This window comes from Devosia sp. XGJD_8 (assembly GCF_046614475.1).
Taxonomy (GTDB): domain Bacteria; phylum Pseudomonadota; class Alphaproteobacteria; order Rhizobiales; family Devosiaceae; genus Devosia.
Genome location: NZ_JBKJHF010000002.1, coordinates 646279 through 663830 on the forward strand (window position 1 = coordinate 646279; position 17552 = coordinate 663830).

A 17552-nucleotide genomic window follows, 5' to 3' on the forward strand; every position below is an offset into this window, starting at 1 on the left:
CGGAGGGACGAGGATGACGGTCTTCATCATCCGCCGCATCCTGCAGAGCCTTGGCGTCCTGCTGGCCACCTCGCTCATCGTCTTTCTGGGCGTCTATGCCATTGGCAACCCCATCGACATCCTGATCGCCTCCGACGCGACGCAGGCGGAACGGCAGGCAGCCATTGTGGCCCTGGGGCTCGATCGCTCGCTGCCCGAGCAGTACTGGGTGTTCTTGTCCAATGCGTTGCAGGGTGATTTCGGCCGCTCCTTTGTCTTCAACCAGCCGGCCATCGGGCTGATCTTCGCCCGGCTGCCGGCCACGCTAGAACTTGCCTTCCTCGCCCTTGGCATTGCGCTGGTCCTGGGCATTCCGCTCGGCCTGATCGCCGGCCTCAAGCCGCGCTCGATCACAGACGAAACCATCATGACCGGCTCCATTCTCGGCTTCAGCCTACCCAATTTCTGGCAGGGCATGATGCTGATCATGATCTTTTCAGTCGGGCTCGGTTGGCTGCCCGCCAGCGGGCGTGGCGACACCGGGCAGATACTGGGTATCACCACCAGCCTGGCCACCTGGGATGGCGTAACCCACCTCATCCTGCCGGCGGTCAATCTGGCCTTGTTCCAGCTGGCCCTGGTGATCCGGCTGACCCGCACCGGCGTGCGCGAAACCATGCCGCTCGATTTCATCAAGTTTGCCCGGGCCAAGGGGTTGAGCGAACGCCGCGTCGTGCTGGTGCATGTGCTCAAGAACATCATGATCCCGGTTGTGACGGTGGTGGGCATGGAGTTCGGCTCGGTCATCGCCTTCGCCGTTGTGACCGAAACCATCTTCGCCTGGCCGGGCATCGGCAAGCTGCTGATCGACTCCATCATGGTGCTCGACCGGCCGGTGGTCGTCTCCTACCTGCTGGTCGTGGTGGCAATGTTCATTCTGATCAACCTCCTGGTCGACATCGTCTACTCGCTGCTCGATCCCCGTATCCGGCTGAGGGACGCACAATGACCGACCAGCCGATCACACGGCGCGCCTGGCGCCTGCCATCCTCCGACACCCTCATGGGACGGGCCTTCAACGGCACTGTCACCAGCCCAAAGGCGCTGGTCGCGGCCGTGCTGTGCATCGCCCTTGTGCTGATCGCCACCTTCGGCCCCTGGCTGGCGCCACAGAACCCTTATGACCTGGCGGCGATCGATTTCTTCGATGCAAGACTGCCGCCAATGTCTCCATCCATGACCGGCTCGGTCTATCTGCTGGGCACCGATGGGCAGGGGCGGGACATGCTCTCCGCCATGATCTACGGGTTGCGGACCAGCCTTGTCGTCGGCCTGCTTTCGGGCGTGGTTGCGCTGTTGATCGGCACGGCGCTGGGCCTGGTCGCCGCTTATTTCGGCGGGCGCATCGATGCCCTAATCATGCGCGTCGTCGATCTGATGCTGGGCCTGCCGGCTATCCTGGTCGCGCTGATGCTGCTGGCGACGCTGGGGCAAGGCATGTGGAAGGTCGTACTGGCGCTGGTTTTGGTGCAGTGGGCCCAGTTTGCCCGCGCCGTCCGCGCCGCCGCGCTGATCGAACGCGGCAAGGAATATATCGAGGCGGCGGTATCGCTGGGGCTCTCCAAACGCCGTATCCTGTTCGGCCACATGCTGCCCAATTGCATGGCGCCGATCATCGTGGTCGGCACGCTGCAGGTGGCAAGCGCCATCTCGGCCGAGGCAACCCTATCCTTTCTGGGCATCGGGCTGCCGATCACCGAGCCGTCGCTGGGCCTGCTGATTTCCAATGGCTACCAGACGCTGCTATCGGGCCAGTACTGGATCAGCGTCTATCCGGGCCTTTTGCTGCTGGTGCTGGTCTTTTCCATCAACATCGTCGGGGATCGCCTACGCGAAGTGCTCAATCCCCGCTTCGTGGGGCGCTGAGATGACAACGCTCACCATCGAAAATCTTTCGACGCAGTTCTTCAGCGACGCCGGCATCGCCAAGGCCGTGGATGGCGTCTCCCTCTCCGTCGAGCGCGGAGAAATCCTTGGCCTCGTTGGGGAGTCCGGCTCCGGCAAGTCAATCACCGGGTTCTCCATCCTCGGCCTAGTCGATCCGCCCGGCCGCATCACCAATGGCCGCATCCTGTTCCAGGGTGAGGACCTTGTCGGTCGCTCTGAGCGCGAGATGCGAGCCATTCGCGGCAAGAAGATCGCCATGATCTTCCAGGACCCGATGATGACGCTCAACCCCGTGCTCTCGATCGAGACCCAGATGGTCGAGACCGTGCGTGCGCATGACAGGGTGGACAAGGCGGAGGCGCGGCGCCGTGCCGTCGAGGCCCTCGGCCTTGTCGGCATCCCGTCGCCCGAGGAGCGGCTGGCCGCCTATCCGCACCAGTTTTCGGGCGGCATGCGCCAGCGCGTCGCGATCGCCATCGCCCTGCTGCACCGACCTGATCTCATCATCGCCGACGAGCCGACCACCGCGCTCGACGTCACCATCCAGTCCCAGATCCTGTTCGAAATCCAGAAACTGTCGCAGAGCTTCGGCATGTCACTGATCTGGATCAGCCACGATCTCGGCGTCGTCGCTGGCCTCGCTCACAAGATCGCCGTCATGTACGCCGGCCGCATCGTCGAATCCGGCTCGGTCGATACCGTGCTCGATAACCCTGTCCATCCCTACACTATTGGCCTGATGCGCTCGGTTCCCGCCAATCTTGAGCGCGGCGAGCCGCTGGCAACCATACCCGGCATGGCGCCGTCCCCGGTCAACCGGCCATCGGGCTGCCCCTTCCGCCTGCGCTGCTTTGCGGCCACCGAAATCTGCGCCACCGAGCCGGCTGAAACTATTGCCGGAGACCATGCCTGGCGCTGCTTCCACCCCCAGGCAGAGGCCGCACCATGACCCAGCCCCTGATCGAAGCCAGAGACCTGTCCAAGCGCTTCACGACCAGGCTCGATGTCGCCGAGCGTGTCGCTAACCTGTTTGGCGCCGGGCTCGAGGAACGCACCGTTCACGCCGTGGATGGCGTCTCCCTGGCGATCCGGCCGGGCGAAGTCCTCGGGCTGGTGGGCGAATCCGGTTGCGGCAAGTCCACGCTGGGCCGTGTCCTCGCGGGAATCCATCCCGGCTCGTCGGGCGATGTCTTCTGGGAGGGCCGTAACGTGGCCGAGCTTTCGGCCGCCGAGACCCGGCAGGCCCAACTCGCCGCGCAGATGATCTTCCAGGACCCGATGTCCTCGCTCAATCCGCGCAAGACCGTGGCGCAGGCCATCGGCGAGGCACCACTTGCCCATGGCATGGTGCGGCGCGGCGATGTCGCCGCCATGGTTGCCGAACTGATGGGGCGCGTCGGGCTCGATCCATCCTATGCCAGCCGCTATCCACACCAGTTTTCTGGCGGTCAACGGCAGCGCATCGGCATTGCCCGGGCGCTGGCGGTACGGCCGCGCTTCCTGATCTGCGACGAGTCGGTTTCAGCGCTGGACGTCTCGATCCAGGCGCAGATCCTCAACCTGTTCATGGATCTGCGGACAGAGCTGGGGCTGACCTATCTGTTCATCAGTCACGATCTGGGTGTGGTCAAGCACATCTCCGACCGCGTCGCGATCATGTATCTCGGCCGTATCGTAGAGAGCGCCGATGCGGACGAGTTCTTCGCCCGTCCCAACCATCCCTATACCCAGGCGCTATTGGCCGAGATGCCGACCGTCAAGCAGCGGCGGCGGGTGTTCCGGCCGGTCAAGGGCGAGATCCCGTCACCGCTGCATCCGCCCAGCGGCTGCCACTTTCATCCCCGCTGCCCGCACGCCTTCGAGCGCTGCCGCGTCGAGCGGCCGGTGCTGCGCGAGATCGCACCAGGCCATGTCAGCGCCTGCCACCTCAACGACGCGCCGCCAACGGCGCGCAACACCAGTGCCTTGCACGAAACCACCTAAGGAAGGGAACGACCAATGAATCGACTGCGCTCCGCACTTGCCGCCCTCGTCCTGTCGACGAGCCTCAGCTCCGCCGCCTTTGCCATCGACCTCACGGTGGGCCTGTCCACCGAACCGGCAGCCATCGACCCGCATTTCTCGCGCACTGGCAACAGCCAGCAAGCCGCCCAGCACGTCTTCAACCGGCTGGTCGAGCCGGACGAGAACCTGGCTATCCAGCCCTCGCTGGCCGTGTCCTGGGAAAACGTCGATGAACTGACTTGGGAGGTGAAGCTTCGCGAAGGCGTAACCTTCCATGACGGCTCGCCCTTTACCGCCGAAGACGTGGTGTTCTCGCTCGAACGCGCCGGCGATATCCCCAATAGCCCCGCGCCCTTCACCGCCAATGTGGCGCCGCTTGAGTCGATGGAAGTGATCGATCCGCTGACGGTGCGGTTCACCACCACCAAGCCGACGCCGCAATTCATGGAACTGGCTGGCCTGGTTTACATCGTCTCCAGGGCCGCGGCAGAGACGGCGACCATTGACGACTTCAACAGCGGTGCGGCGGCGGTTGGCACGGGGCCATACAAGTTCGTGGAATGGGTGCCGGGGGACCGGCTAACCCTTGCCGCCAACGAGAGCTACTGGGGCGATGCTCCGGAATTCGAGAATGTAACCTTCCGCCTGATTTCCAACGCCGCAGCGCGGGTCGCTGCGCTGCGGGCCGGCGACGTCGACCTGATCGATGCCGTGCCGCCAGCCGACAAGGCGACCCTCGAAGGGGTGGATGGCATTGCACTGCATTCCACAGCCTCGGCCCGCATCATCTATCTTGGTCTCGACAGCGCGCGCGACGAAAGCCCGTGGATCGTGGGCGCCGATGGTGCCCCGCTCAATCCTAACCCACTCAAGGATGCGCGCGTGCGTCAGGCTCTGTCCAAGATGATCGATCGCCAACTGCTGATCGACCGCATCCTGACTGGCGCAGGCGAGCCGGCGGGCCAACTGGTTCCCGCGGGCATTGGTGGGCATTCGACCAATCTGCCAATCGACACCATCGACCTCGAAGGGGCCAAGGCCCTGCTGACCGAGGCGGGTTTCCCGGACGGATTTGGCATAACCGTGCATTCCTCCAATGATCGTTTCGCTGGCGATGGCGATATCGCCCAGGCTATCGGTCAGTTGTTCGCGCGCGGCGGGTTGACGGTCAACGGCATCGTCACCCAGCCCTATAACGTCTATGCCACGGCCGCCGGCAACCAGGAGTTCAGCGCCTTCATCTTCTCGTTCGGTACCACGACGCCCACTTCGGCGCCTGGCATGACCAATGTGTTGATGACCAACGACGCCGATGCCGGCACCGGCTCGTTCAACCGCATGCGCTACTCCAACCCGGACTATGACGCCAAGATGCGTGAGGCCCTGGCGGAATTCGATCCCGACAAGCGCAACACTCTACTGGCCGAGGCAGCCGACATCGCCTTTGGCGAGCACGCCATCCTGCCGCTCTACTGGCCCGAGGTCACCTGGGCCAGCCGCGATGGCATCGGCTTTGTCGCCAACAAGCTCGAGGACACGCTCGCCATGTATGCCAGCGTGACCGAATAGGCTGGAAGGTGCCGAGGCGATGATGGACAAGGCCATGACGACGAACCTTCCCGAGCCCGAATTGGTGGGCGATGGTGTCTTCGTGCATCGCGACGTGATGGTCGCGATGCGGGACGGAATTCGTCTGGCTTCCGACATCTATCGTCCCGCCAAAGCCGGCACCCCATTGGCAGGTCCGCTCCCGGTCATTCTGGAGCGGACAGCCTATGGCAAGTCCGAGCGTTCACGTTCGGAAATCGAGGTTGGCATGGACCGACCGATGACCCGCAGCGAGGTGGCCAGCCACTTCGTGCGGCATGGCTATGTCGTGATTTACCAGGATTGTCGGGGCCGATATGGCTCGGAAGGCGAGTTCACCAAATATCTGGCCGAGGGACCGGACGGGTTTGATACCCTGGCCTGGATCGTCGAACAGCCCTGGTGCAACGGCAAGATCGGCACCATGGGCCTGTCCTATGCTGCGCACACGCAAATGGCGCTGGCTTGTCTGAACCCGCCCGGACTGGCCACGATGGTCCTGGATTCGGGAGGCTTCTCCAACGCCTTCACCTGCGGCATCCGCCAGGGCGGGGCATTCGAGCTCAAGCAGGCCACCTGGGCCTATAACAATGCCCATGAAAGCGCCCAGGCGCAGAGCGATCCCCTGCTGCGCTCGGCGCTGGAGGCGGAGGATTTGCACGCCTGGTTCAAGGCCATGCCCTGGGCCGAAGGACGTTCCCCGGTCCGCTGGATTCCCGAATATGAGAGCTACTTGCTCGACCAGTGGCGCCGCGGCACGTTCGACGACTATTGGAAGCAGATCGGCCTCTATGCCGCCGGTCATTATGACACGCTGCCCGACATTCCCGTGGCCCTGCTGTCGAGCTGGTACGACGCTTACGTAAGGACCACTTTCGAGAACTACGAAGGCCTGTCGCTGCCGGGCACGCGCCACCTCAGCCTGATGATGGGGCCGGGGTTGCACGGCAATCGCAACACCACCTTCGCCGGCGATGTCTCGTTCGGCGACAATGCCCCGATTGGCGGTAATGTGGCGCCGAGCTGGCTGGAATATCGCCGGCACTGGTTCGACCGCTGGCTGTTGGGGCGCGACAATGGCATTGACGCCGACCCGGCGGTACGCCTGTTCCTGATGGGTGGCGGCTCGGGCCGCAAGACCGCCGATGGCCGCCTCGACCATGGCGGGCGCTGGATCAGCGCCGCTGCCTGGCCGGTGCCCGAGGCAGAGACCTTGCGATTGTACCTGCATACCGATGGGCGGCTGACGGCAGCCCCACCGGCTGCCGATGTACCACCACTCGTCTATGATTTTGACCCATCAAACCCAGTGCCGACCATTGGCGGCGCGCTCACCAGCGGTCAACCAATCTTTGAGGGGGGCGGCTTCGACCAGCGCGAGGCGCCGCGCTTCTATGGCTGCACGCGTCCAGGCCTGCCGCTATCGGCGCGACGGGACGTGCTCAGCTTTGAGACCGACCCGCTGGCCGAAGACACGGCGATTGTCGGTCCCGTTACTGTGACGCTGCATGTAACCACCGATGGCCCCGATACCGATTTCACCGCCAAGCTGATCGACGTGCATCCGCCGAGCGCCGACTATCCCACCGGTTTTGCGCTGATCCTCACTGACGGCATTTTCCGCTGCCGTTATCGGAAATCGTTCGAACAGCCGGAGCCATGCCTGCCCGGCGAGATCATGGAGATTACCATCGAGCCGTTTGCCACGGCGAACCTGTTCAAGGCCGGACATCGCATCCGGCTCGAAATTTCCTCGTCGAACTTCCCGAAATATGACGTCAATCCAAACACCGGCGCTCCCGAAGGCATGGGCCGAACACAGCGGGTCGCCCGCAATGCCGTACTGGTGAATGCGACCCATTCCTCTCACGTCAGTCTGTCGGTCATCCGCCAAAATGGATGATTGATCAAGGGTACCAAGCTGGGCAGCATCTGGAACGCTCCGACCAGGCTGCTTATCCCCTCAATAGGCGAGGCGGTTTCGCGCCCCATTTCGGCCATTACTGCAACATTGGCGACTGCCCGTAAGCAGACGTCGCTTGGCTGCCAATGTCGGCGGCTCATACTACTGGGACGAAGCCACAATTCGCCGCCTGTGCCACGGAGCCGTTAGCGTTGGGGGTGATACCATGCGCAAAGCGATCGCGCGAAGTCCTGGAGCCCGAGACGCGCTTCGGCGACCTGCCGAGAGATGTCTAGGGATAAGCGGTAGACCCGTCGGGCTTGCGCGTCACCTTGCGCTCCCAATGAACATAATCGTCCTTCTCGAGAACCTTCTCGTCGATCTCAATTCCCCAGCCGGGGCGGTCGGGACGCAATTCCATGTGCCCATCGACGGGAATATAGGGGTCAATGGCCCAAGGCGCATGGATATGCGGCTTGAATTCCAGCACTTTGAAGTTGGGCTGGGCTGCGCAGAAGTGGATGTTCACCGCTGTCGCAAGCGGACCCATAGGATTGTGCGGCGCGACTGTCACGTAGTGCGCTTCCGCCAGAGTAGCGATACGGCGCATTTCGCTGACGCCGCCGACCACGCAGATGTCAGGCTGAATAATGTCGACGCCTTGCGCGGACAGGAGTGCCAAAAACTCGAAGCGGTTGTACAGAGACTCGCCAGTTGCCAAGGGCACCGCAACCTTGGACTTGAGCTCCTTCCAGGCAGGAATGTGTTCCGGACGGATTGGCTCCTCATAGAAATAGGGATCATAAGAAGCGATGGCTTGCGCAAGCTGCACCGCTTGGTAGGGCTCGAAAATTTTGGCGTGGGCGTCGAAGGCAAATTCGAAGTGACTCGGCGTCAGTTCCCGCACACGACCGAAATAGTCGCCAGTTTCCTTGACCAGTTCACCCCAGCGGCTGCTGTGCAGGTCGCGTCGGTAAGGGCTCAACTTGAAAGCGGTGTAGCCGTATTTTTCGTTGAGTTCGGTTGTCTGGTCGAGCGCACGCTCAGGGTCGGGCGCGGTGTAGACGCCGCAATAGACCTTCACCCGGTCGCGCACATTGCCCCCCAACAGCATATAGACCGGCAGGCCCGCGGCCTTACCCGCGATGTCCCAAAGCGCATGGTCGATGACAGAAATTGCCGCCAGGCCGAGCGCACCGGGCGGGAACCGACACTGCTGATTGAGCTTGAGAACCAGATACTCCACGCGGCGCGGGTCTTCGCCGACGAGGTAGTTGAACATGTAGTCAAGGATGGGTGGCAACGCCCAATCAGGACCATGATTATAGGCCTCGCCCCAACCCGATACGCCCTCATCGGTTTCGATCTTGACCAGGAGCCGCGGCCGGTCGTCGACGCGCTGCATGTAGGACTTAATGGCGGTGATCTTCATGACAAGGACCCGCGCAGAGGCTCGCTCGCCTTAACCCGCGAAACAATCTCGCGAAGCGCACTTCGCTCGTCTTCGTTGAGCGCCTCCATACCGGGCGTGCGCACTGGACCGACGCTTTCGCCGAGTATGCCCAAGGCCTCTTTGACCACAGTGACGTTGGCGCCATTGAGATACTTGGTGCGTAGGGCTTCGAACCCGGCGATCGGTGCGATCAGCTCGCGCGCTCTGGCAAAATCACCTTCTTCGAGCGCAGCAAGGATCGACAGCGACAGATCGGGGAACACATTGACCAGACCCGACGTGAATCCCCGGGCGCCCATGGCATAGAATGCTGGAGCCCAGCCTTCGGCCAGCCCGCAGACCCATATGGCGGGCAGGTCGGCCGTGGCTCGGATGGCCTCGGCCAGCAGCATCAGATTGGCCGAGGCGAATTTGATCCCTGCGATATTGGCGTGCCCGGCCAGCAACTTGAAATCGCTGACGGACAAAGTGTCGGATCGGACATAGGCGATGACCGGTATGGTCGATGTCTCGGCCAATTCCAGAAAGTAGCGCGCCTGCGCCGCAGGAGCAGCAAACGGGTCCATCGGATGATGGCCCATGATGGCGTCGGCGCCGGCGGCGATGGCGTCGCGAGCTAGTGCCTTGGCCTCGACCAGCGAGCGGCCGACAGCGGCGCTGACAATGCTGGTGCCCTGCCTGGCTGCCTCAATGGTCACCGCATGGACCTCGCGAATCTCGTCTAGCGACAGTGCGAAGAACTCACCCGTATTGCCCGCGGCCATCAGGTTATGCACGCCACGGCGCGACAGCCGCCTGATCAGGCTCGCCAGCCCGTGTGGATCGATCGCACCGTCTGCCAGGTAGGGAGTCACCGGAACACCCGAAACACCTCCGAGCGCAGCGCGTACTTTAATTATGGCGTCCGACATGACCGCTCCTCAATTACTGAAACCCGACTTGGACTCGTGATGTACGAACCTCATTGACGGCTGACCCAATCTATGAACATTGAAATATCAGATTTCAAGGGGCTTCAGATGCAATTCAGCAGACTGGGCCGCGAACGAGGAGGTTCGTATGGATCGTCGTACTATGCTCAAGGGCGCCCTGATGGCCGGCGTTGCCGCCGCAGTTGTTGCCCATTCGGCTGCGGCCCTCGCCGCAACGCCCCCCGATCAACTGGTGATCGGCCTCGACATGTCGTCCATGCGCGGTCTCGACCCGCATGAATTGAACCAGCTCGAAGCGGCCGAGGTCGTCGCCAACCTCTATGAACGCCTGATCGTCCTGCCGGCCGACAACCTCGCAGACCCGCAGCCTGGACTGGCCGAAAGCTGGACCATTAGCGAGGACAGTCTGACCTTCACGTTCAAAATTCGTTCCGGCGTCACCTTCCATTCGGGCAATCCGCTGACGGCCAAGGACGTCGAATGGTCGCTGCGACGCCTCGTCAAGCGCGGCTTGGCGCCTGCCGTCGACTTAAAGCAGTGGGGTTTTACCCCTGAAAACGTCGATGGCCTCATTACCGCGACCGACGACACGACGCTGGTGCTTCAGACGCCCGAGCTGTGGAACGCCAACCTCATCCTTTACGCGCTGGCCAGCTTCTCGACCTCGATCGTCGATAGCGTCTTCCTTGCCGACAAGGACAAGGACGGCGATATGGGTGGCGAATTTCTTCAGACCAGCGACGCCGGTTCCGGCCCCTATTCCCTGCGCACCTGGCGCGCCAATGACCTGTTGATCGCCGAAGCCTTTGACGGCTACTGGCAGGGCGCTCCGGCCATGAAGCGCGTATTGCTGCGTCACCTGCCCGAATCGTCCGGCCAGCGCCTCCAGATCGAAGCGGGCGACATCGACATCGCCTCGCGCCTGTCATCGACCGACCTTGCCTCGCTCGACAATGGCGATGTCGCCACCGTCCAGCGTACGCCCGGTTTTGGCTTTTACTATCTCGCCCTCAACCAGAAAAACGAGATACTCGCCAAGCCGCAGGTGCGCGAGGCCTTCCGCTACCTCATCGATTATGAGGGGCTGGCTAATGGCGTCATGAAATATTATGGCAACCTGCAGCAGACCATCGTGCCCGCTGGCCTTGTCGGCGCCATCGACAACAATCCCTATAAGCTCGACATCGCCAAGGCCAAGGAACTGCTCGCAGAAGCCGGTCACGCCGATGGCTTCTCGCTCACTTATTATGCCAGCCCCGCGACGCCCGAAGCCGAAGTCGCCCAGTCGCTGCAGGCCAATGCCGCCGAAGCCGGCATCACGCTCGATCTGCAGATCGGGGACCATATCGGCAAGTTCCGCGGCCGCGAGTTCGAGGTTTTCTCGGCCCGTTCCGGTGATCGTCTGCCCGATCCGCATGCCGTGCTGCAGTCCTATGCGACCAATGCCGACAATTCGGACGAAGCCCAGCTTACCGGTATCAATGCCTGGCGCACGGCCTGGGATGTTCCCGCCGAAATCCAGGAGCAGGTGATCGCCGCAGCGCACGAGCCGGACCAGGCCAAGCGCGAAGCGATCTACACCTCGATCAACGAGGCCTATCTAGCCGCTTCGCCAGCGCTGATCACGTCGTTCCAGCGCACCGATGCCAAGGCCATCCGCAACAATGTGCAGGGCTATGTCGGTCACTCAACCTGGCTGACGCGCTGGGACACGGTTACCAAGTCCTAACGAGCAACACCTCCTATCGAACAGGGTCCAGCGATGTCGAACTTCCCATCGAGTGCCATGCCGGGGCTTGTTTCTGCCTCCCGCAAGCTGGCTGCGTCACTGGCTATCATCGCCACGACCCTGTTCGGTCTCCTCGTCATCACCTTCGTGGTCGGCCGGCTCGTCCCGGCCGACCCGGTCATCGCCGTCATCGGCGACCAGGCCGACCGGGAAACCTATCAGCGCGTCTATGTCATGATGGGACTCGATCAGCCCATATACATGCAGTTCTTCAACTACCTGCGCGACGTCGTGACCCTCAATTTCGGCCAATCGCACCTCACCAAGAACCCCGTGATCCTCGATCTGGCGCGCGTCCTGCCCGCGACCATCGAGCTGGCCGGGCTCTCCATTCTCATCGGTGCCGGTCTGGGCATTCCGCTGGGCATCGTTGCCGCCACGCAGAAGGGCAAGTGGATCGACCAGGTTGCCCGCGTCGTTGGCCTTGTCGGTTATTCGACGCCAATCTTCTGGCTCGGCACGCTGGTCTTGCTGCTGTTCTATGCGCAACTGGGCTGGATACCGGGCAGCGGTCGGATCGACATCTACAATGAGGGCCTCGTCGAAGGCCCCACGCGGTCTCTGCTGCTCGACTCCATCCTTGCCGGCGAATGGGAGGTGTTCTGGAGCGCCCTCCACCACCTCATCACCCCAGCCCTGATCCTGGGTTATGCCTCGATGGCCTATATCAGCCGCATGAGCCGTTCCTTCATGCTCGAACAGTTGGGCCAGGAATATGTGCTGACCGCCCGCGCCAAGGGCCTGCCCAGGCGCAGTGTCGTCTGGGGCCATGCCTTCCGCAATATCCGCGTGCAATTGCTGACGATCGTCACCCTGGCTTTTTGCGGCCTACTCGAAGGCACTGTGCTGATCGAGACCGTGTTCGCCTGGCCCGGCCTTGGGCAGTACCTGACCACGGCGCTGCTCTATGCGGACATGAACGCCGTCCTCGGCGCAGTACTGGTGATCGGGCTCTTTTCCATTGTGATCAATCTCTTGTCCGACGTCGTCTATCGCTTCGTCGATCCGAGGACCCGCTGATGTCTGCCGAAACTTCCGCCCCGGGCCAGAGCCTGCATGACTGGCTGGTCAGTGACGACGTGACATCCACCCGGCAGGCCCGCCTTGGCGGCGCCTATCGGTTCTGGCTGTCGCTGCTTGCCAATCCACTGGCCCTGGCTGGTGCCATCGTTATCCTCCTCCTCGTACTCATAGCCATTTTTGCACCGCTCCTCGCGCCCTATAGTCCCAACGCGCAGGACTTGTCGCAGGCCCTGCAGCCCCCCTCGGGCACCCATTGGTTCGGCACGGACGTCTATGGCCGCGACGTTTATTCCCGCATCCTTTTTGGCGCGCGCACCACGCTTTACACGACCGTCCTCGTAACCGTCATCGTGGCGCCCATTGGCTTTATCGTCGGCGCCACTGCCGGGTATCTCGGTGGCTGGGTCGATATCGTCCTGATGCGCATCACCGATATTTTCCTCGCGTTCCCCGGCCTTGTGCTTGCCCTCGCGTTCTCGGCTGCGCTTGGTCCTGGCATCGAAAATGCAGTGATCGCCATCGCCCTGACCGTGTGGCCACCCATTGCCCGCCTGGCACGCGCCGAAACCATGACCGTCCGCCACGCCGACTATGTGACCGCCGCCGAACTGCAGGGCGCCAAGCTCCTGCGCATTCTCTGGCGCCATATCGTGCCAATCTGCGCGCCGTCCATCGTCGTGCGCCTGACGCTCAATATGGCCAGCATCATCCTCACCGCCGCGGGCCTGGGCTTTTTGGGTCTTGGCGTTCAGCCACCAACGGCGGAATGGGGCCAGATGGCCGCTTCGGGCCGCCAATACCTGCTCGATGCCTGGTGGCTTACCACCATTCCGGGTCTGTCAATTCTACTCGTCAGCCTTGCCTTCAACCTTCTGGGCGATGGCCTCCGCGATATCCTGGATCCCCGCAATGCATGACCAGACTTCGCCTTTGCTGATAGCGCAGAACCTGCGTGTGCAATTCAGCACATTGGCCGGTCCAATCGAGGCGGTTCGCGGTGTATCCTTCACCATCGGTCGGGAAAAGGTCGGCGTAATCGGTGAGTCCGGGTCGGGCAAGTCCATGACCGGCCGCGCCATTATGCGCCTGCTCGGGCCGAGCGCCACCATCGCTGCGGATAGGTTGCAGTTCGAGGATGTCGACCTGTTGCGCGCCAGCGAAAAGCAGATGCAGACGGTGCGTGGGCGGCGCATCGGCCTGATCCTCCAGGATCCGAAATATTCGCTCAATCCAGTGATGAGCGTGGGAGACCAGATCGCCGAAATGGCGCGTCTGCATTTGCGCGAAGGCAAGTCCGCTGCCCGCGCGCGGACCTTCAGCATGCTCGAACAGGTCCGTATCCGTGATCCGCAGCGGGTTTATGGTCTTTATCCGCACGAAGTGTCGGGCGGCATGGGCCAGCGCATCATGATCGCCATGATGCTGGTCGCCTCCCCAACCCTGATCATCGCCGACGAACCCACGTCGGCGCTCGATGTCTCGGTGCGCGGCCAGATCCTTGATCTGCTCGACGAACTGATCGTTTCGCGCGGCATCGGGCTCATGTTCATCTCGCATGATCTCAACATGGTTCGCCGCTTTTGCGATCGCGCTCTGATCATGTATTCCGGCCAGATCGTTGAAACCATCAAAGCCGCCGAGCTCGACGCGGCGACCCATCCCTATACCAAAGGCCTGCTGCATGCTTTGCCGCGCATGGACGCCCCGCGCGACCTGCTCCAGGTGCTCAAGCGCGACCCGGCCTGGCTGGAGCTCCGCCCATGACCGCCTCGGTTTCCGTCAGGGATCTCGTCGTCACCTTCGGCCAGCATGCTGGCGCCTTTCGTGCCGTGGACGGCATCTCGTTCGATATTCCGGCGGGCTCGGCCTTTGGCCTTGTCGGTGAAAGCGGTTGCGGCAAGTCGACCGCCATGGGGACCATTGCCGGCCGCGTCGGCAACTGGACGGGCAAGATCACCATCGACGGCACGCCGCTTTCCCCGAAGCGCACCCTCGCGCAAAGAGCCCAGGTGCAGATGGTGTTCCAGGACCCCTATGGGTCGCTCCATCCGCGCCACACGGTCGAGCGGACGCTCCTTGAGCCATTGGAAATCCACGGCCTTGGGGATCGCGACAAGCGCATTGCCGACGTGATCGACCAGGTCGGTCTGCCGCAGCGTTTCCGCTATCGCTATCCGCACCAGCTGTCGGGCGGCCAGCGCCAGCGTGTTGCCATTGCACGGGCGCTGATCCTCTCGCCCAGGCTCTTGCTGCTCGACGAGCCCACTTCTGCCCTCGACGTTTCGGTGCAAGCCGAAATCCTCAACCTGCTCAAGGCACTACAGCGCGACCAAGGGCTGACCTATCTTCTGGTCAGTCATGACATGGCGGTCATCGCACATATGTGCAGCGACATCGCCGTGATGCGCGAGGGGCGGTTTGTCGAGGTTACCGACCGCGACCGGCTGATCGCCGGCACGGTCGAAAACGACTATACAAAACTACTCCGCGACGGGGCTTAGCGCCGAACTCGGCCGGTCGCTGTTGCGGAATACGAGGCGGAGATAATGATCGCCCGAGCGCACGACATGGTCGCGCATGGCGCGCTCAGCGCCCTCGATGTCGCGCTCGATGATCGCCCTGCCGATGGCATTGTGTTCGGCCAGAGCACGGGCCTTTTCCTCAGGGTCCGAATGGATGATGCGTCGCGTCCCAGCATCGTAGAAGCGCTGCCGCTCGATCAACTTGCCCAGATATAGGCATTCGGACGCCTTGTGGATCTGGTCGTGAAACTGCTCGTTGAGCGCGATCAGACGGTCGGGGTCCAGCTCCTCGGTTGCCTCGGTCATGGCAGCCATGGTGACCTCAAGGCTCCGTCGCGCGGCGTCGTCGATGCGGCGCGCAGCGAGGTGGGCAATCATGGATTCCAGCGCGGCTCGCGCGAGGATCATTTCCTCGGCCCAGGTCCGGCTATAGAGCACGATGACGCCGCGCCGCGGGAGTGTGGCGATCAGGCCTTCGCTTTCCAGCTGCCGCATCGCCTCCTTGAGCGGCGTGGTGCTGACCCCCAGTTCCTCGGCCAGCTGCCGTTCGTTCAGTCGTTCCTGCGGGGCATAGCGGCCGGAGAGGATCGCAAGCCGCAGGGCTTTGTGAACGTGGTCCCGCAGGGTGATCGTCAGCTTGGGGTCCAACCGTTCAAGTCGGGCTACAGCGTGGTCCTGCATGTCTAAGTCTCCGGAACGGCGCAATCGATCTATTTCAACCGGCTGGGTTCAAAGCACAAGGCCACGTTCGGCGAGCATCGCGCCAATATCAATCGATTGCCCCGTCTCGATCGACCGGTTCGCGGCAATCCCTGTCAAAATCGACCAGGCGCCAGCCACTTGGTCCGAACTGCGATTATACTTGTCCGGCGGCATGGTGTGCGGCGCGAAGAGATAGCCGAGCATGATCGGGTCCGCCCCGCCATGCACGCCCTTTCCTTCCCAGACCGGCAAGCGCTCGGGATGCTGGCCGAAGAGGTGCAGCTCGGTTGTCACGTTGTCGTCCACCGCCCGGTTGCGCTCGCCAGCAAAGACGCCGTGCACCTCGATATGGCGGTGGTTGAGCTCGCCTTTGGTGCCATAGAATTTGATCTCAAGGCCTTCCCAGGGGCTATAGGCATTGAGCGTATAGTTGCACGTGACGGCATTGTCGTATTGGATCTGCACCTGCATGGTGTCTTCGATGTCGATGTCCTCGGCGAAAACGCAGCGGTCGCGGATATAGCCGCTGGCATTTTCAGCATCGAGATAGAGCGCGCTCAGCGCTTCGTCCGCCGCGATATCGAGATGATAGTCGCATTCATCAAATTGCGGGCAGGTGCGGCAACGATCGCCGCGTCGCGTCAGACCGAGGCTGTCGGCGGTCTGCGGCGTATAGAAAGCGCGGCGCCCAGTGGCATGAACCTTGGTGGGGTGCGAGCCGACCCACCAGTTCATCAGGTCGAAATGGTGCGTCGCCTTGTGTACCAGGAGTCCGCCGGATTTGGACTTTTCGCGGTGCCAGCGGCGGAAATAGTCGGCCCCGTGCACGCGGTCGAGATGCCAGCGGAAATCCACCGCGGTGATCTCGCCGATAGCTCCCGACAGTAGCAATTCCTTGAGCTGGGTACGGGCGGGCGAGTAGCGATAGTTGAAGGTGACGGCGACGGATTTTCCCGTCTCGGCCTGCGCCTCGACGATTGTCTTGAGCCGTTCAAGGTCGGTCGTCATCGGCTTTTCAGTCATCGCATTGCAGCCCGCCCGCAGCGCCTTGGCGATATAGACGTGATGCAGAAAGTCCGGCGTCGTCACCACCACGCAGTCGGGGCGGTGCCGCTCGATCATGGTGTCGAATTCGTCGGCCCCGTAAAGCGCAATGCCCTCTGAATTGGCGATGGTCGAGGCCGACAGTTGCAGGCGATGCGCATCGATGTCGCAGAGCGCCACCAGTTCGTTCTCCGCCGCATAGGTCTCGGTGATCGCCTTGCGGAACATGCGGTGGCGTCCACCGGTCCCCACGATTGCGTATCTCATGGCCTAGATCGCCTGTCCCTGTGCATCGAACAGATGGATGCGTGCCGGGTCGATATAGGCGGCAACGGTCGAGCCAAGCTCCACCGCGCGCTGGCCTTCCAGCACGATATTGATCGGCTGGTTGTCGGCCGTCGTGGCATAGACCACGGTCTGTCCGCCCAGGTTTTCGACGAGGTCCACCCGCACATCGGCGAGCTTGATGCCGTGGCCTTCAAGCAGCGTGATGTGCTCGGGACGCACGCCCAGCGTGGTTGCCCCGGCCACGGCGCGCGGCAGCTGCAGCATATTGCCCGCCACCTTGAGCCCAGCGCCATCCTCGGCGGCGGTCAGGAAATTCATCTTGGGGGAGCCGATAAAGCCGGCCACGAACAGGTTCTTGGGATTGTTGTAGAGCTCGAGT

16 protein-coding genes are annotated in these 17552 nt (G+C 62.6%); 11 read left to right on the forward strand and 5 right to left on the reverse strand.

What is annotated here, in order from left to right:
- The first annotated feature begins 13 nt into the window (after window positions 1-13).
- From ACLI1C_RS18645 to ACLI1C_RS18670, 6 genes are read left to right on the forward strand one after another with little or no spacing between them, the layout of a single operon-like run.
- A complete protein-coding gene (locus ACLI1C_RS18645) occupies window positions 14-988 on the forward strand; it encodes an ABC transporter permease (RefSeq protein ID WP_411399049.1) in 975 nt (324 codons plus the stop codon).
- Entirely contained in the window at window positions 985-1905 is a 921-nt protein-coding gene (locus ACLI1C_RS18650) for an ABC transporter permease (protein WP_411399051.1), read from the forward strand. The genes ACLI1C_RS18645 and ACLI1C_RS18650 overlap by 4 nt, the downstream gene beginning before the upstream one ends.
- Window position 1906: 1 nt before the next feature.
- Window positions 1907-2875, forward strand: a complete 969-nt coding sequence (locus tag ACLI1C_RS18655; RefSeq protein WP_411399052.1) for an ABC transporter ATP-binding protein — start codon at window positions 1907-1909, stop codon at window positions 2873-2875.
- Window positions 2872-3909 (forward strand): ABC transporter ATP-binding protein, encoded by a 1038-nt coding sequence (locus ACLI1C_RS18660; RefSeq protein ID WP_411399053.1) that lies wholly within the window; start codon window positions 2872-2874, stop codon window positions 3907-3909. Before ACLI1C_RS18655 ends, ACLI1C_RS18660 begins: the two co-directional genes overlap by 4 nt.
- A gap of 15 nt (window positions 3910-3924) precedes the next feature.
- Window positions 3925-5499, forward strand: a complete 1575-nt coding sequence (locus ACLI1C_RS18665; RefSeq protein ID WP_411399054.1) for an ABC transporter substrate-binding protein — start codon at window positions 3925-3927, stop codon at window positions 5497-5499.
- A 34-nt stretch (window positions 5500-5533) separates the two neighbouring features.
- On the forward strand, window positions 5534-7420 hold the full coding sequence (locus tag ACLI1C_RS18670) for a CocE/NonD family hydrolase (protein ID WP_411399055.1): 1887 nt from the start codon (window positions 5534-5536) through the stop codon (window positions 7418-7420).
- A 292-nt stretch (window positions 7421-7712) separates the two neighbouring features.
- On the opposite strand, the gene ACLI1C_RS18675 is transcribed toward ACLI1C_RS18670, so the two are convergent.
- Window positions 7713-8852: a mandelate racemase/muconate lactonizing enzyme family protein gene (locus tag ACLI1C_RS18675; RefSeq protein ID WP_411399056.1), complete on the reverse strand. Its 1140-nt coding sequence runs from the start codon at window positions 8850-8852 to the stop codon at window positions 7713-7715.
- On the reverse strand, window positions 8849-9784 hold the full coding sequence (locus ACLI1C_RS18680; protein WP_411399057.1) for a dihydrodipicolinate synthase family protein: 936 nt from the start codon (window positions 9782-9784) through the stop codon (window positions 8849-8851). Before ACLI1C_RS18680 ends, ACLI1C_RS18675 begins: the two co-directional genes overlap by 4 nt.
- A 148-nt stretch (window positions 9785-9932) precedes the next feature.
- Here ACLI1C_RS18680 and ACLI1C_RS18685 point away from each other — a divergent pair, with 148 nt between their 5' ends.
- Genes ACLI1C_RS18685 through ACLI1C_RS18705 form a run of 5 tightly spaced genes read left to right on the forward strand, consistent with a single transcriptional unit; the run spans window position 9933 to window position 15118 of the window.
- On the forward strand, window positions 9933-11534 hold the full coding sequence (locus ACLI1C_RS18685; protein WP_411399058.1) for an ABC transporter substrate-binding protein: 1602 nt from the start codon (window positions 9933-9935) through the stop codon (window positions 11532-11534).
- Window positions 11535-11567: 33 nt separating this feature from the next.
- Window positions 11568-12614: an ABC transporter permease gene (locus ACLI1C_RS18690; RefSeq protein WP_411399059.1), complete on the forward strand. Its 1047-nt coding sequence runs from the start codon at window positions 11568-11570 to the stop codon at window positions 12612-12614.
- The gene (locus ACLI1C_RS18695) at window positions 12614-13534 is read left to right on the forward strand and encodes an ABC transporter permease (RefSeq protein WP_411399060.1); all 921 of its coding nucleotides are present in this window, start codon (window positions 12614-12616) and stop codon (window positions 13532-13534) included. The genes ACLI1C_RS18690 and ACLI1C_RS18695 overlap by 1 nt, the downstream gene beginning before the upstream one ends.
- Complete coding sequence (locus tag ACLI1C_RS18700; protein ID WP_411399062.1) at window positions 13527-14381, forward strand: ABC transporter ATP-binding protein; 855 nt, start codon at window positions 13527-13529, stop codon at window positions 14379-14381. Before ACLI1C_RS18695 ends, ACLI1C_RS18700 begins: the two co-directional genes overlap by 8 nt.
- Window positions 14378-15118: an ABC transporter ATP-binding protein gene (locus ACLI1C_RS18705; protein ID WP_411399063.1), complete on the forward strand. Its 741-nt coding sequence runs from the start codon at window positions 14378-14380 to the stop codon at window positions 15116-15118. The genes ACLI1C_RS18700 and ACLI1C_RS18705 overlap by 4 nt, the downstream gene beginning before the upstream one ends.
- On the opposite strand, the gene ACLI1C_RS18710 is transcribed toward ACLI1C_RS18705, so the two are convergent.
- From ACLI1C_RS18710 to ACLI1C_RS18720, 3 genes are all read right to left on the reverse strand, one after another.
- A complete protein-coding gene (locus tag ACLI1C_RS18710) occupies window positions 15098-15820 on the reverse strand; it encodes a GntR family transcriptional regulator (protein ID WP_411399064.1) in 723 nt (240 codons plus the stop codon). The genes ACLI1C_RS18705 and ACLI1C_RS18710 overlap by 21 nt on opposite strands.
- Window positions 15821-15868: 48 nt before the next feature.
- Window positions 15869-17152 (reverse strand): Gfo/Idh/MocA family protein, encoded by a 1284-nt coding sequence (locus tag ACLI1C_RS18715; RefSeq protein WP_411399065.1) that lies wholly within the window; start codon window positions 17150-17152, stop codon window positions 15869-15871.
- 3 nt (window positions 17153-17155) lie between these two features.
- A partial coding sequence (locus ACLI1C_RS18720; RefSeq protein ID WP_411399066.1) for a TOBE domain-containing protein occupies window positions 17156-17552 on the reverse strand: 397 nt, incomplete at its 5' end.